The following is a 14,587-nucleotide window of genomic DNA, read 5'->3' on the forward strand; positions in this document are numbered from 1 at the left end:
GCCTCTCACGTGGCGATCGCCGCTCTCACCCTGTCTCTCGTCAGGGGCAGGTCGTAGAGCCGCTTGCCGGTGGCGTTGCGGACCGCGTTGGCGACGGCTCCCGCCGTCGGCCCCTGGGCGGCTTCCGCCGTCCCGAGGAAGGGCTGTCCGGGCCGCCCGACGATATGGACGTCAACCTTGTCGGGAATGCTCGCGAACCGCAGGATCGGATAACTCGACCAGTCGGTGCTGGTGATGCGCGTGCGGTCGAAACTCACCGCCTCGTAGAGCGTCCAGCTTATCGTCTGCAGAATGCCGCCTTCCGTCTGGTTGCGGATGCCGTCGGGGTTGACCACCTCGCCGCTGTCGATCGCCGAGACGGCGCGCACGATCCGCACGCGCCCGGTTTCCGGCTCCACCTCCGCTTCCACCGCAACCGCCATATAGGCGGCAAGGTTCTTGTAGCGGGCAAAGCCGAAACCGCGGCCGCGATTGCGCGGCATCGGCATGTTCGACCAGCCGAACTGTTCCGCCGCCAGTTGAACCACGTCGCGGGCGCGCGGGTCTTCGAGATGCCTCAGCCGGAACTCAACGGGGTCGGCGTCGGCAAGGATCGCCAGTTCGTCCATCGTGCTTTCGATGGCGAATACATTGGCATAGGCGCCGAGCGCGCGAAGGGCCGAGACACGCAGCGGCATGTCCGGCAGGAAATGCCAGAGCACGCGCTTGTTGGCGATCGTGTAGAGCGGATTGGCATTGCGGTCGCCATTGCCCGAAGGGCTGATCTGCATCTTGGCGGGAGAGGCGGGGAAAGGCTGCGCCTTGTGCCGCGCCGCCAGAAGTGCGGGCGCTCCCCCGGGACGCGTCGAATGCGTGTTGCTCCAGAGGTCGTAGCCCCAGTTGGCGATCCTTCCGGTCTCGTCGAGAGAGGCCTTCACCTTCACCAGCATGGCCGGGCCATAGGGCTCCCAGCTATGTTCCTGCTCACGCATCCATTGCACGCGCACCGGCCGGCCGGGCAGCTTCGTCGCGATCAGTGCGGCATCGGCCGCCGCATCGTCCGCTCCGTTATGGCCGTAGCAGCCGGAGCCTTCCATGTGGATGACACGCACCTTTTCGGGCGGCATGCCGAGCATCTCGGAGATCGCTGCGCGATCGGGAAAGACGCCCTGCGTATGTGACCAGACATCCAGCGTTCCATCCGGCTTCATATGCGCGACGGCGCAGGAAGGTCCGATCGAGCCGTGAATCTGGTAGGGCCGGCTAAACGTCGCCGCAAAGATCCGGCCGGTGAAGCTCGGCATGTTGCCGGCCTCGGCCACTGTTCCGACTTCCCGCTCCAGGTTTTGCAAGGCTGCAGGAAGGTCGTTCTGATCCGGCAGCGTTTCCTTCTCCTCCCAGCGGGAGGCGGCCGAAAGCGCGCGCATTGCGTTGATCGCCTGAAATTCCTTCTCCGCGACGACCGCCAGGAAATTGCCGTCCAGCACTACCGAGACGACGCCCGGCATGGCCTCGATCGAGGTCGTGTCGAGTTCGCTGAGCTGGGCCGCCGCGCTCGGCGGGCGCACCACGCGCGCATGCAGCATTCCTTCGAGCCTAAGATCGTGCACATAGGCGGGTTGACCGGTCACCTTTCCCGGAATGTCGACGCGCTGCATTGGCCTTCCCATGTGGCGGAAGCTGCCGGGGTCCTTCAGCGGCGATTGCGGCTGGGCCTCCACATGCAGCATCTGGCCGGAGACGAGCTCGCCATAGGTGACGCTTCTGCCGTCCGGCGCGGTGATCGTCCGGTTTTCCACTTTCAGGCTTTCGGGCGGAACGCCGAATCGCCGGCCGGCTTCCGCGAGCAGGATGGCGCGCACCTGCGCGGCGGCGTTGCGGATGGCCGTGCCGCTGTTCTGCATGGACTGGCTGCCCGCGGTAAAACCCTCGTTCGGCGTGCGGCCGGTATCGGCGGTCACGAGCTCGATGTCCTTCGGGTCCGTCTCCAGCTCCTCCGCGGCCACCTGCAGGAGAGCGGTGCGGACGCCCTGGCCGAGTTCGGCCTTGCCGGTGAACACCGTCACCGCATTGTCGGCATCGATGCGAATCCAGGAATCGAGGAAACGCTCGTCGTCGAGGCTGCCGGGAAGGGCAGGCGGCTCGGGAGTTGCAGGTTGAGGAGCGGCGGGCTGGGGCGCTGCTTCCCGCGCCAGGGCCCGGCCCATGGAAAAGCTGACGACGAGCGCGCCGGTGCCTGCCATGAGCCCGCGGCGCGTGATGCCTGTTTCAAGCATATCCATCAGCCCGTCCTCCCTTCGCCGGCGGCGGGCAGGCCGGCGGCCTGCATCAGTTCGCCCGCCCGGCGGATCGCCGCCATGATTCGCATATGCGTGCCGCAGCGACAGAGATTGGTGCCGAGCGCCTGGCGGATGTCTTCGTCGCTGGGATTGGCGTTCCTGCGCAGGAGCGCATGGGCGCTCATCATCATGCCGGGAATGCAGTAGCCGCATTGCGCAGCCTGCATCTCTATGAAAGCCTGCTGCAGCGGTCCCGGCTCCTCGATCGTGCCCAGGCCCTCGACGGTGGTGATCTCGCGGCCTTCCATCAGCATGACCGGCGTCATGCAGGAAAGCACCGCTTCGCCGTTCACCACCACCATGCAGGAACCGCATTGGCCGAGCCCGCAGCCGTATTTCGCGCCGTTGAGGGCAAGATCGTCCCGCAGCACATAGAGCAGGGGCGTGGCCGGATCGGCATCGATCCGTTTATCCTCGCCGTTCACTTTCAGCGATATGGCCATCACTCCTCCTTCGCGCCGACATTGTGCGGCGCCCTCTCGATTCCGTCCGATGGCCGGACGGCGACGTGATATTTGCCCGAGCGCGTGTTCGCGACCTGCGCCTCGAGGTCTTGCCATGCCGCTTCATCGGAGAACTGCTCGCGCATATAGGCGAGCAGGTCGGCGATCTGCCGATCGGTCAGCATGGCGGCAAAGCCCGGCATGACCGCGCTCGCCTTGCCGTCGGCCGGCGGCAGGCCGAACAACGTCACGTTGACGACGTTCTGGGGATTGGGCGCGTGAACGGCGGTGCTGAGCGCGAAATTCAAGCCGCCGAAAGGCTGCTGCCGGCCGCTCTCGTGACAGGTGGCGCAGGCGGCTTGATAGATCGCCGCTCCCGGATGGTCGGATGCGGCGGGGGCAGGCGGCGTCTGGCTGTCGGAAGCCTGTATGATGCGGCCGCCGCCGAACTGCGCGCGGAGCTGCTCGGCCTTTTGCAGCCGTTCGGGAGAAGGCTCGCCCATCAGCGAGGCGACATAGATGGATATCGCGGCGATGTCGCTATCGGGCAAAAGGCTGAGATTGCCCGTCACTTCCGCCATGGGCCCGCGCGAGACGCCATGCAGTTCGTGCCAGCCGTTGCGCAGATAGAAGGCGAGGCTTTCCGCGTCCCAGGGAACCGGCGCCTTGGAGTTTTCGTCGATCGCATAGGCCTGCCAGCCCTCCGCTTCGCCGCCTGCGAAATGCCGTTCCACGTCTTCCGCCCCGAGCGAGTTTCGGGGCGTATGACAGGCGCCGCAATGCCCGAGACCTTCGGATAGATAGCGTCCGCGGTTCCATTCCGCGCTTTGGCCGGGATCTGGCTGCAATTGCCCCTTGCGGAAGAAGAGCAGCTTCCAGCCGGCGAGCAGCGGCCGGAATTCCAGGGGGAAGGTCAGGCTGTTGTCCGGCGTTTCCGCCTTCACCGGCTGCCGGGTCATGAGAAAGGCATAGAGCGCCTTGTTGTCCTCCGGAGTGACCCAGGTGAAGTGGTCGTAGGGGAAGGCGGGATAGAGATGATTGCCGTCGCGGTCCACACCTTCGCGCATGGCGCGCTCGAAGGCCGCCTCGCTCCAGTGCCCGATCCCGGTTTCCGGGTCGGGCGTGATATTGGTGGAATGGATGGTGCCGAAAGGCGTCGGAACCGCGAGCCCGCCTGAAAAAGCCGGCTTGCCCGGCACGGTGTGGCAGGCGATGCAATTGCCGACGGCGGCAAGCTGCGCGCCTTTGGCGACCAGTTCCGGGGGATGAGCGGCGCTCGCGGCCTGCTCGTCGACCGGTATTTCGGATCGCCAGGCGACGAACAGAAATGCGACGGCTGCGACCAGCAAAAGGGTCAACAGAAACGAGAATGCCCGGATTATGCGCATGCAGAGGCCTCCACCCGCTGCAGCCGAACGCGTGGAAGGAAATTTTGTTCCCCGATGGCTGGACGGTAGCGGAAAAAGAAAACCCGCCGCGCCATGGGGCGGGCGGGTCTTCTGCGGAAGCGGTCAGCGCCGGATCATGCGAGCCATTGCTGGACGTGCGGCCAGACCTCGACAAAACCGTGATAGATCATGTTGCCGGCGACATAGACGATCACCGCAAGGCCGACATAGGCGATCCAGCGATAGCGGTGGAGGAGCCGTGCAACCAGGTTAGCCGCAAGACCCATCAGGGCAATCGAGAGAACGAGACCGATGATCAGCACCGAGGTGTGCTCGCGGGCAGCACCTGCGACCGCCAGCACGTTGTCCAGCGACATGGAAACGTCGGCGATGACGATCTGGGTCGCCGCCTGGAGAAAGGTCTTGCGCGGGACGTTCGTTTCCTCAGCCTCTTCGGCGGAAAGTGCGTGCGCGGCGCTCTGCTCGGCCGAGCGCAGTTCCGTCCACATCTTCCAGCAGACCCACGCGAGCAGCAGGCCGCCGAGAAGCTGCAGCCCGACGATGCCGAGCAGATAGGCGGTGACTGTCGCAAACGAAATGCGCAGGATCGTGGCCGCGATGATCCCGACGAGGATCGCCTTGTTGCGTTGGTGGGCGGGAAGGCCTGCCGCGGCGAGGCCGATGACGATGGCATTGTCTCCCGCCAGAACGAGGTCGATGGCAATGACCTGAAGGAGCGCCGTTAAACCGGCCGCGGTGAAGATTTCCATGATGAGGCTTTTACTTGGATGGCGATATTTTGAATGGCGGTCGGTCGCGACCGTCTCGTGGTACAAAATATTTCGCCGGGCTTGGCAAGCAAAAAATGAGCGCGTCCGCCCCTCGGTTGGGGTGACATTCAAGCCGGCGCGTTTGCGTCCTTTAAAGCCCATAAAGGGCAGGGGGTGCCAGCGGCCCCATTTTCTCCTATATTATCAGGGACTTTGTGGTGACAAAGGTCGAGGGGCGCTCTGCCGAATAGAAAAGCGACGCCGATACTGCGGCTCCGAAAGGGCCGCGAACCGGAGGCTTGGGATGCTGCCAAGTGCTGTCGTGCTGATCGTCGAGGATGAACCGCTTATCCGCTTCACCGTGCTGGATGCGCTGGAGGAGGTCGGCCACCTCGTGCTGGAGGCCGGCAATGCCGAAGAGGCCCTGGCCCTGTTCCGCAACCGCCCGGATATCGACGTCGTTCTCACCGACGTCAACATGGCGGGCTCCATGGACGGTATCCAGCTTGCACGCCGCGTGCGGGCGCTGCGGCCGAATGTCGGGATCATCATGACCTCTGGGGTGGAGTGGCTCGATCCCATGCTGCTGCCGGTGGATGCGGTCTTCCTGCCCAAGCCCTACGCTCACGAAATGCTTCTTTCCTCCATCCATTCGCTCGTGCGTTAGCCTCGCTCCAAGCCGGCGCGAGAAATCGGCCTTTACTCCTTCCTAATCTCTATTAGATTGGTAGAGATGAGGCCGTGGCCGTGGAAGGAGGAAACTCGATCCTCGGCGCGGGTTCATGGCAGCCCTTTCGCTTGCGCAATAACGAGGAGAGTGTGCTTGATCCATGATGTCGCCGTCGTCGGCTCCGGATTTTCCGCGATCGCCCTGACCATCAACCTCCTGAACCTTCTGCCTCCATCCTCCACCATTGCCGTGGTGGGGGACGATCCGGGCTTCGGCCGTGGAACCGCCTATCGCACCGAATTCTACCTGCATCGGCTGAACGTCCCGGCCGCGCGCATGAGTGTCTTCCCCGATGCGCCGGACGATTTCGTCGAATGGCTCCGTCGGCGCGGCAGGACGGTGACGCCGGACGATTTCGCCACCCGCGGCGATTACGGGCTCTATCTGCGCGATACGCTGGCTTCGCTCCTGCGTCCCCGCCGCGGCCGCGCGCAGATCGAATTCATCAAGGCCAAGGCCACCGAATGCGTTCGTACGGAGAACGGTCGCATCGTCTTCCGCCTGGATAATGGAAACGAACTCGCGGCGCGAAACGTCGTCCTCTGCCTCGGCGTAGGCAATGCCGATCTGCCGCTGAAGCCGGACCGCATCGCCGACGAGGTTCGCTCCCGCATCGTCCAGAACCCATGGCGGCTCGGCTGGTTTTCGAGGGTCCTGCGCGGCGAGGATGTTTGCATTCTCGGCTCTGGCCTGACGATGATCGATCAGGTTCTGGCGCTGCGCAGCCGGGGGCATCGCGGGCGCATCCACGTGCTTTCGCGCCGCGGGCTCGTGCCGCATGCGCACCTGCTGCGCCGCTCCGTGCCCGTTCCGCCGGAGCTGCCCGAGGCAAGCCGAGAGATCAGCGCCATTCTCAAGAACCTGCGCGGCCAGGTGAGGGAAGGGGCAGATTGGCGCGGGGTAATGGATGGATTGAGGCCGCAGACCCAGGCGCTCTGGCAGGAGCTTTCGAAGGAGCAGCGCTCCCGTTTCCTGCGCCATGCGCTCGCCTGGTGGAACATCCATCGCCACCGCATCGCGCCCGAGATCGCCTCGCGTTTCGATGCGCTCACGAGGGACGGCACGGTCGTCGTGCATGCCGGTTTCCTGCAAGCGATGGAGCCTTCCGGCGAGGGCGCCGAAATCCGCTATCGCCAGCGCGGAAGCGACCGCATCGCCTCCTTCCATACGGACTGGATCGTCAACTGTACGGGCATGGAGCGGGCGGGCATCGGTCATTCGCCGCTGCTGCAGGCAATGCGGGCGCGCGACATGATCGCCATGGACGAACTGGGTCTCGGCATCCGTGTCGATGCGCGGTCGCATGTGCTTGCGCCGGACGGGCAGATCCAGCCGGGGCTGTATGCGGCCGGCGCGCTGACGGCGGGGCAGTTCTGGGAAATCACCGCCGTCCCGGATATCCGCCTCCAGGCCCAACGCGTGGCGGAGGCGATCGCGGCGGACGTGGACCTGAACTCCCGGCGCTTCGCAAACGCGCGGTAACCATCCGGGCCTTGCCGCACCTTGAGCATGATTTTCTCTTCCGCGGGTTGCCGCGGGAGGTTCCGTTCCTTTCAATGGCGGTGCGCGCCGCTAGTCTGTTCCCGATAGATCGAGAGGGAATCTTGAATGTCGCCTCGAAAACTGGTCGGACTCGCCGGCAGCTATAACCGCCCTTCGAAGACTTTCGCGCTCATAGACCATGTCGCAGCCCGCGCGGCCGGGCGATATGGCTTCGCGACGTCCGTTTACGATCTTACCGATATCGGCCCCTCGCTCGGGCTGGCGCAGCATCGCTCCGGGCTGGACGCCGATGGCGCGCGGATATTGGAGGAGATCGTCTCCGCCGACGTGCTGGTGATCGGCGCTCCCACCTTCAAGGGCAGCTATCCGGGCCTTTTCAAGCATTTCATCGATCTGATCGATCCCGATCAGCTCCGCGCCAAGCCGGTCATCATCACCGCGACGGGCGGGGGAGACCGTCACGCGCTGATGGTGGAGCACCAGCTTCGGCCACTCTTCGGCTTCTTCATGGCGCACACGCTGCCGACCGCTGTCTACGCATCCGATCGCGATTTTACCGATTACCGGATCACGTCCGGTGAGCTTCTTCAAAGGGTCGGCCAGGCTGTTGCGGAACTTTCGGCCTTCTTCCCGGATGCCGGCAGCGACCTCGTCGCCGCCGAATAGAAACGGGTTGGCGGCGCCCAGCCCATAACTTAGATGTGGAATCCAAGTTAATACCGCTACCAAAAGCTAAGGCATCTCTGACGGTTTATCTTGTTGGAAATATCTTCGTAAAGCATTCGACGCACTCGCCTGTCGCGGAGTATTGGTTTTGAAACATCGTAAAATTCGGTCGCAGAACTCCCCCTTTGGTTGGGAACTTCGCGACAACCTAATGTCGACTTAGGATGGGCAGACGACATTCGGCTTGACTATTAATAGGTGTGGCGTCAGTGATGAAAGTCATGTTCAGGAACCAGAACCTTTGTGACCGTTGCCGACGCCGCTGCACGAAAGCGGTGGCTTTTGGGCTGCGCGTCGATCAGCTTCCGTCTGTGTGGTGACTGCCTCAACATAGGTCGCACGCACCGGAGCGGCTCCGGCCCGCTTTCCTGAACCCCCGCAGCCCTCGGCTTCGGGGTTTTATTTTATCCGCGTTCCAGAAGGACAGCATCATGAACATTCGCGCTGGCATTGTCGGCATTAGTGGCTTTGGCGGTGGCGAGGCGATGCGCCTAATCGCGAGCCACCCATTTTTAGAACTGGTCTATGCTGCGGGCGAGGGCAGTGCTGGCAACCGGTTGGTGGAACGCTTTCCCGGTGTGCCTGCCCGGCTCGCCGACCTGGTGATAGAAAAATGGGACCCCACAGCTCTACCGAAACTCGACGTGCTGTTCGCGTCATTGCCTACGGGCACTTCCGCTGAGGCTCTGGCTCGCGTTCCCGGCAACGTGAAGATCGTGGATATTGGTGGGGACCACCGCTATGCCGAGAACTGGGCCTACGGATTGGCTGACATCTGGCCGGATCGGATCGAGGGCCAAACTCGCATCGCGAATCCCGGTTGCTTTCCCGCGGCGACGTTGGCGGCGCTGGCACCGCTGCTGGTCAATGGGCTCATCGAACCCGGCAATATTGTGATCGACGCCAAGACTGGCATCTCCGGCGCTGGACGGGGCGGTGGCGATAGCAAATTCGGCTATGCCGAGAGCAACGAGAATCTTATTCCCTACGGTCTGCTTAAACACGTCCACATGCCCGAGATCGCCAGCACTATCGAGCGGCTGAGCGGCGGCAGCGCGGAGGGGTTGGTGTTCACGCCTCACCTGATCCCGATGACGCGCGGTATCCTCGTCACCATCTACTGCCGGGGCCAAGCTACCACGGAGCAATGCCTCGACGCGGCCCGGCGCTTCTATGCCGACCGTGCCTTCGTGCGCGTGACCGACAGGCCGCCGCAGACAAAATGGGCGACCGGCTCGAATCTGTCGTTCGTCAGCTATGCCGCTGATCCCCAGCGCAATCTGGTTATCGCGATGGGCGTGGTCGACAATCTCGGCAAGGGGGCGGCTGGTCAAGCCGTGCAGAACGCGAACCTGATTTGTGGCTTGCCGGAAACCGCAGGACTAGACGGCGCACCCTTCTGGCCATGATTTTGTGATTCCGTTTGCCGTCGCTTAATTACTGGTCCTTGCGACAGAATGTATTCCACGTTTCAGTGAAGGGCTGGCAGGCGGCGCAGCTTTACTTTCCCCGTCTTTGCGGCCATCAATGCCGGCTCGACAAAAGGAGAGCAAGGCATGGCTGTCGACGAGGATATCGCCCGCATTTCCGAACAGGAAGAGGCGCTCCGTTTCGAGCGTTTCGATCTCGCTGCGGCCTGGCGGCTCGGATCGCTGCTCAGGGAAATGGCGGAAGAGCGGCGTCTCGGCGTGGCGATCGACGTGCAGCTCCATTCCATGCCGGCCTTCTATGCGGCCATGCCGGGTTCGACGCCGGACAATGCCCAATGGATACGCCGCAAGCGCGCCGTTGCGCTGCGCTTCTTCCGTTCGAGCTATGCAATAGGGCTCATGCTCGCCAAGCAGAATGCCACGATGGAAGGGAAATACGGCCTTGCCTCGGCCGATTACGCCGCCCATGGCGGCAGTTTCCCCATTTTCGTGACCGGCACCGGCTGTATCGGCGCGGTCACGGTATCCGGCCTGCCGCAGCGCGAGGATCACAACATGGTGGTCGAGGCGCTCGCGAAAATCCTGGGCAAGGATATTGCCGGGCTTCGGCTCGATTGAACGGAGGGAGAGACGCGTGTCCGCAGATCTGGTGAAGACGCCCGAAGAGGTGCTTTCCTTCTGGTTCGAGGAGCTGAATCGCGAGCAATGGTTCGCGCCTGGCGACGGGCTCGATGAGATCGTGCGCAGCCGCTTTGTCGCCACGCATCTGGCGCTGGCGCGCGGCGATGCGGAAGCCTGGCGTTCCTCTCCGGACGAGCGCCTTGCCGCCGTCATCGTGCTGGACCAGTTTCCGCGCAACATCTATCGCGGCACGCCGCTCGCATTCGCCACCGACTGGATTGCGCTGCGCGAGGCGAAGCTTGCCGTCGAAGCGGGGGCGGATCTCGGCGTCAGGCCGGAAAAGCGCGGCTTCTTCTATCTGCCTTTCGAGCATTCCGAGGACTTATCGGATCAGGACCGCTCGGTGGAGCTTTTCAAGGCATTGGGCGATGTCGAATATCTCGATTATGCCGAGCGTCACCGCGTGGTGATCAGCCAGTTCGGGCGGTTTCCGCACCGCAATCGATTTCTCGGAAGGGAATCCACGAGCGCCGAGCTCGATTACCTGTCGAAGCCCGGCGCTGGGTTTTGAAAACTATCGGCGGAATGCTCGTCCTATGGCGATCAGGATACAGGCACCGATGAAGCCGGCGATGAGATAGCCGATCCAGCCGCCGAGCACTATTCCGAACAAGCCCAGGATGGCATTGGCGACGATCGCGCCGACGATGCCGAGCAGAATGTTCATGAGCACGCCCATATTGCTCTTCATGAATTGCTCTGCGAGCCAGCCGGCAATGCCGCCGATGATGATGGCCGCGATCCAGCCGATACCTGCGTCTTCCATGTATCTGTTCCTATGTTGAAGGTCCCATGAAGCTCCCCGCGGGGCCTAACGCGCTATGTTTTCGTATGGTTCCGGACTTTCGGGGAGGGTATCCGGGGTTGCATTCCTTTTCTTCGCCTTGAAGTCGTTCTATTTTCCCCGCGAATCTCGAGGGAAGAGAAGAGAAAACGCCTTGGCCGATACCAGCACGACCCATCTTGGAGCACGGCGCGCATCGCGCGTGCTGATTGCGGCGCTTTGCGGCGCCCTTCTTACAGCGCAGCTTGCCGTTCCGTTTTCCGCGGCGGCACAGCAACCCGCGGCGACGGAAGCTACCCAGCCCGCGGCGGCGGACGTCACCGTCGACTCCATCAACGATCAGATGCGCGGGAAGCTGCAGGCGATCCGCGACCGCCTGACTTCCTTCCGGGAAAAGGTGCAGGAGGATGCGCAGGATGATGCGCGGCTGGCCGAATTGCGCCTGGAAGCTGAGGAAATCGTCGGCGAGATGCGGAGCACATCCGAATCGCTGAATACCCGCGTCCAGCAGATCCAGGCTCGCCTGACGGATCTGGGCGAGCCGCCGCAGCAGGGGCAGCCGCCGGAGCCTCCGCTGGTGACCGAGGAAAGAAACCGGCTGCTGAACGAGCGCGTTCAGATCAACACCATCGTGGATGATGCGACGAACCTTTCGAGCAGCGCCACCCAGCTTGCCAATACGATCACCAATCTCCGCCGCACGCTGTTCACCCAGACGCTGTTCCGCCACACGGAGCTGACGCCCGAGCTCTTCACCGAGGCAGGCCAGGCATTCGTGCACGAAGTCGGCAATTTCTGGAACACGCTCGGAAGCTGGGTCAGCTTCGCATGGCGTTACAAGACGCTTCAGCTCCTGGGCGCGATCGTGCTGTCTTTCGGTGCGGCACTCCTCTTCCTGGTCGGTGGATATCGGCTCTTTGGCCGCTTCATCCGCCGTGAAAACGGTCTCGACAAGCCCTCCTATATCAAGCGGCTTTCCGTCGCCTTCTGGTCGACGGTCATTCAGAACATTTCGCTCACCGCCTTTCTGGTGGCGTCCTTCCTGTTCCTCGACGGCTTCAATGTATTGCGCCCGGACATCGCCCCGATCATCGCCGCATTCGCCGGCTTGATCTGGTTCGTGGGCTTCGTCTGGCGGCTCACCTATGCCGTGCTTTCGCCGGGCGATCCCGATTGGCGACTGGTGCGGCTGACGAACAGCGGCGCGCGGCTGTTGAGCTGGGCGGTGCTCGGCATGGCGGCAGTCAACGGCCTGGATTATCTGCTGGGCACGATCAGCGAGGCGCTGAACTCTCCTCTGGTCCTGACCATCGTCAAGAGCCTGATCGCCTCGATCGTCATCGGTCTTATCCTGATCGCCATTTCATTCCTGAAGCCGGTTCTGGAAGAGGGGAACGATCCGGATGCGCCGGGCGCTCCATGGCCGCGCCTGATAACGATCCTTCTGCGGCTGATGGGCCTGCTGCTCATCTTTGCGGTCATCACCGGCTATGTCGGCTTCGCCCGTTTCGCCTCCACCCAGATCGTGCTCACCGGCGCGGTTCTGGTCACGATCTATATCGGCATCCTGTCGGGCAAGGCGGTCGCAAAGCAGGGCGCATTTGCTCATACGGTGGTCGGGACACGGCTCGCCGAGCGTTTCCGATTCGGCGAAGTGGCGCTCGATCAGGCGGGACTGGCCGCCGGCCTCGGGATCTATGCGTTTGCCCTGATCTTCGGCATTCCGCTGATCCTGTTCACCTGGGGCTTCCAGCTCGCGGATATCGAATCCTGGGTCTATCGCTTCTTCACCGGATTCCGCATCGGCAATATCTCGATTTCGCTAATCGGCATATTCGGCGGCATCCTCGTTTTCGGCGTCGGCTACATCCTCACCCGGTGGGTTCAGAACTGGATCGACGGCAACATCATGGCGCGCAGCCAGGTGGATGCGGGCGTGCGAAATTCCGTGAAGACCGGCATCGGTTATCTCGGCGTCGGGATGGCGGTTCTTGTCGGCGTCTCCGCCGCCGGCATCGATCTTTCGAGCTTTGCTCTCGTTGCCTCCGCACTTTCGGTCGGTATCGGTTTCGGTCTCCAGAATGTCGTGTCGAACTTCGTTTCCGGCCTGATTCTGCTGGTGGAGCGCCCATTCAAGGTGGGCGACCATGTCGTTACCGGAACAACGGAAGGCATCGTCAAGCGCATTTCGGTGCGCGCCACGGAGATAGAGACCTTCCGCAAGCAGTCGATCATCGTTCCGAATTCGGATCTCATCAATGCTGCGGTGGGCAACTGGACCCACAGGAACAGGATTCAGCGTTCCGAGATACCGGTTTCCGTCAGCTACGGCACCGATCCGCAGACGGTGATCGATATCCTGCTGGAACTCGTAAACGAAGTGCCCGAGGTGCTGCGCATTCCCGAGCCGCATGTGGAGTTCACGAGGTTCGGTGCGTCGTCGCTGGATTTCGAATTGCGCTTCCATCTACCGGATATCGGCGAGGGCTTGAGGATACGCAACGATCTGCGCATCGCCATCCTGCAGCGGTTCCAGAAGGAAGGCATAGAAATTCCGTTCCCGCAGCAGGAGATCGTTTTCCACCGCGGCAAACCGATGGTTCCGGAGCATCCGGAGGACGACGGGCGGGGCGGGGCCTGACAGCTCCCGACCCGCCATTTCGGGCGCCCGTCGCGGTCAAGCTTTCCTCATGTCGTAATCAGGCGTTTGGTGAAACCGCCGGAATTGCATAGTCCTTTCAGTTTTTACGGATAGTGGGACGGCAAGGCCGCCCGCTCCGTTCCAGAGAGGATTTTCTTTGATGAAGACGCATGCGCGGGCTGTGGTGATCGGTGGCGGCGTGGTGGGTGTCTCGACGCTCTACCACCTTGCGAAAAAGGGCTGGAGCGACGCCGTCCTGATCGAGCGCAAGGAGCTCACATCGGGCTCGACCTGGCATGCCGCCGGCCTGCTGCCGTTGTTCAATCTCTCCTATTCGGTGGGCCAGCTTCACAAGTATTCGGTCCGCTTCTACGAGGAGCTTCAGGAAGAGACCGGCATGAATGTCGGCTTCTCCAAGGTCTCCAACATCCGTCTCGCCCGCACCAAGGATCGCTGGGACGAGTTCATGTATTATGCCGGCATTGCCGAGACGATCGGCGTCAAGGTCAACATCCTGACGCCGGAACAGGTGAAGGAAGTCTGGCCGCTTTGCGAGACTGACGGCCTGCTCGGCGCGATCCAGCACCCCGACGACGGCTATATCCAGCCGGCCGATCTCACCCAGGCGCTCGCCAAGGGCGCACGTGATCACGGCGCCACCATCTATCGCAACACGACGGTGACGGCGATCGAGCAGCAGCCGGACGGCCTTTGGAAGATAACGACCGACAAGGGCGAGATCACCGCCGAGCATGTGATTTCCTGCACGGGCTCGTTTGCCCGCAAGACCGGCGAGATGGTCGGCATCGATATCCCGGTCATTCCGGTCGAGCACCAGTATATCGTCACCGAGCCGCACCCGGCCATCCAGGAGCGCCGCCGGCAAGGGCTTCCGGAAATGGGCGTGCTGCGCGAGTCCGATAGCGCCTGGTACATGCGCGAGGAAGCGGGCGGCCTTATCCTCGGGCCTTACGAAGCGGGCGCGCCCGTCTGCTACGTCGATGGCCCTTCCGACAGCAGTGAATACGAGCTCTTCCAGGAGGAACTCGACCGCCTGATGCCGCATATCGAAACGGCGATTGCCCGCGTTCCCGCCTTCGGCGAAGTGGGTATCAAGAAGGTCTATAACGGCGCGATCGCCTATACGCCGGACGGCAATCCGATCGTCGGGGC

Annotated in this window: 12 protein-coding genes and 1 pseudogene; 8 read left to right on the plus strand and 5 right to left on the minus strand. The window is 62.8% G+C overall.

What is annotated here, in order from left to right:
• Positions 1-5 precede the first annotated feature (5 nt).
• The 4 genes from ACE04I_RS05075 to ACE04I_RS05090 all read right to left on the minus strand — a co-directional run bounded on the left by ACE04I_RS05075 (position 6) and on the right by ACE04I_RS05090 (position 4,919).
• Entirely contained in the window at positions 6-2,261 is a 2,256-nt protein-coding gene (locus ACE04I_RS05075; RefSeq protein ID WP_137326565.1) for a xanthine dehydrogenase family protein molybdopterin-binding subunit, read from the minus strand.
• Complete coding sequence (locus tag ACE04I_RS05080; RefSeq protein ID WP_046792552.1) at positions 2,261-2,761, minus strand: (2Fe-2S)-binding protein; 501 nt, start codon at positions 2,759-2,761, stop codon at positions 2,261-2,263. Before ACE04I_RS05080 ends, ACE04I_RS05075 begins: the two co-directional genes overlap by 1 nt.
• On the minus strand, positions 2,761-4,149 hold the full coding sequence (locus tag ACE04I_RS05085; RefSeq protein ID WP_046792551.1) for a cytochrome c: 1,389 nt from the start codon (positions 4,147-4,149) through the stop codon (positions 2,761-2,763). Before ACE04I_RS05085 ends, ACE04I_RS05080 begins: the two co-directional genes overlap by 1 nt.
• Before the next feature lie 134 nt (positions 4,150-4,283).
• Complete coding sequence (locus ACE04I_RS05090; protein ID WP_046793006.1) at positions 4,284-4,919, minus strand: TerC family protein; 636 nt, start codon at positions 4,917-4,919, stop codon at positions 4,284-4,286.
• 304 nt (positions 4,920-5,223) lie between these two features.
• Here ACE04I_RS05090 and ACE04I_RS05095 point away from each other — a divergent pair, with 304 nt between their 5' ends.
• The 6 genes from ACE04I_RS05095 to ACE04I_RS05120 all read left to right on the plus strand — a co-directional run bounded on the left by ACE04I_RS05095 (position 5,224) and on the right by ACE04I_RS05120 (position 10,500).
• Positions 5,224-5,586, plus strand: a complete 363-nt coding sequence (locus ACE04I_RS05095; RefSeq protein WP_046792550.1) for a response regulator — start codon at positions 5,224-5,226, stop codon at positions 5,584-5,586.
• A gap of 150 nt (positions 5,587-5,736) precedes the next feature.
• Positions 5,737-7,131 carry an FAD/NAD(P)-binding protein gene (locus ACE04I_RS05100; RefSeq protein ID WP_046792549.1) on the plus strand — a complete coding sequence of 465 codons (1,395 nt, stop codon included), beginning with the start codon at positions 5,737-5,739 and terminating at the stop codon, positions 7,129-7,131.
• A 126-nt stretch (positions 7,132-7,257) separates the two neighbouring features.
• Positions 7,258-7,818: an FMN reductase gene (gene msuE / locus ACE04I_RS05105; RefSeq protein ID WP_046792548.1), complete on the plus strand. Its 561-nt coding sequence runs from the start codon at positions 7,258-7,260 to the stop codon at positions 7,816-7,818.
• Positions 7,819-8,309: 491 nt separating this feature from the next.
• On the plus strand, positions 8,310-9,287 hold the full coding sequence (argC, locus tag ACE04I_RS05110) for an N-acetyl-gamma-glutamyl-phosphate reductase (RefSeq protein ID WP_046792547.1): 978 nt from the start codon (positions 8,310-8,312) through the stop codon (positions 9,285-9,287).
• A 147-nt stretch (positions 9,288-9,434) separates the two neighbouring features.
• Complete coding sequence (locus ACE04I_RS05115) at positions 9,435-9,926, plus strand: heme-degrading domain-containing protein (protein ID WP_046792546.1); 492 nt, start codon at positions 9,435-9,437, stop codon at positions 9,924-9,926.
• A gap of 16 nt (positions 9,927-9,942) precedes the next feature.
• Positions 9,943-10,500, plus strand: coding sequence for a DUF924 family protein (locus ACE04I_RS05120; RefSeq protein ID WP_046792545.1), 558 nt, complete (start codon positions 9,943-9,945; stop codon positions 10,498-10,500).
• 3 nt (positions 10,501-10,503) lie between these two features.
• Here ACE04I_RS05120 and ACE04I_RS05125 read toward each other — a convergent pair whose 3' ends face one another.
• Positions 10,504-10,755, minus strand: coding sequence for a GlsB/YeaQ/YmgE family stress response membrane protein (locus tag ACE04I_RS05125; RefSeq protein WP_046792544.1), 252 nt, complete (start codon positions 10,753-10,755; stop codon positions 10,504-10,506).
• 172 nt (positions 10,756-10,927) lie between these two features.
• Here ACE04I_RS05125 and ACE04I_RS05130 point away from each other — a divergent pair, with 172 nt between their 5' ends.
• Both ACE04I_RS05130 and ACE04I_RS05135 read left to right on the plus strand, forming a co-directional pair.
• Positions 10,928-13,414, plus strand: a complete 2,487-nt coding sequence (locus ACE04I_RS05130) for a DUF3772 domain-containing protein (protein WP_487206711.1) — start codon at positions 10,928-10,930, stop codon at positions 13,412-13,414.
• A 160-nt stretch (positions 13,415-13,574) separates the two neighbouring features.
• A pseudogene (locus tag ACE04I_RS05135) lies at positions 13,575-14,587 on the plus strand (NAD(P)/FAD-dependent oxidoreductase); the annotation flags it as partial.

This window comes from Rhizobium moroccans (assembly GCF_057559155.1).

Bases quoted from the DNA above. Each gene is read 5' to 3' on its own strand.
- ACE04I_RS05075 (WP_137326565.1), bottom strand. From the start codon at position 2,261: ATGGATATGCTTGAAACAGGCATCACGCGCCGCGGGCTCATGGCAGGC.
- ACE04I_RS05080 (WP_046792552.1), bottom strand. From the start codon at position 2,761: ATGGCCATATCGCTGAAAGTGAACGGCGAGGATAAACGGATCGATGCC.
- ACE04I_RS05085 (WP_046792551.1), bottom strand. From the start codon at position 4,149: ATGCGCATAATCCGGGCATTCTCGTTTCTGTTGACCCTTTTGCTGGTC.
- ACE04I_RS05090 (WP_046793006.1), bottom strand. From the start codon at position 4,919: ATGGAAATCTTCACCGCGGCCGGTTTAACGGCGCTCCTTCAGGTCATT.
- ACE04I_RS05095 (WP_046792550.1), top strand. From the start codon at position 5,224: ATGCTGCCAAGTGCTGTCGTGCTGATCGTCGAGGATGAACCGCTTATC.
- msuE (WP_046792548.1), top strand. From the start codon at position 7,258: ATGTCGCCTCGAAAACTGGTCGGACTCGCCGGCAGCTATAACCGCCCT.
- argC (WP_046792547.1), top strand. From the start codon at position 8,310: ATGAACATTCGCGCTGGCATTGTCGGCATTAGTGGCTTTGGCGGTGGC.
- ACE04I_RS05115 (WP_046792546.1), top strand. From the start codon at position 9,435: ATGGCTGTCGACGAGGATATCGCCCGCATTTCCGAACAGGAAGAGGCG.
- ACE04I_RS05125 (WP_046792544.1), bottom strand. From the start codon at position 10,755: ATGGAAGACGCAGGTATCGGCTGGATCGCGGCCATCATCATCGGCGGC.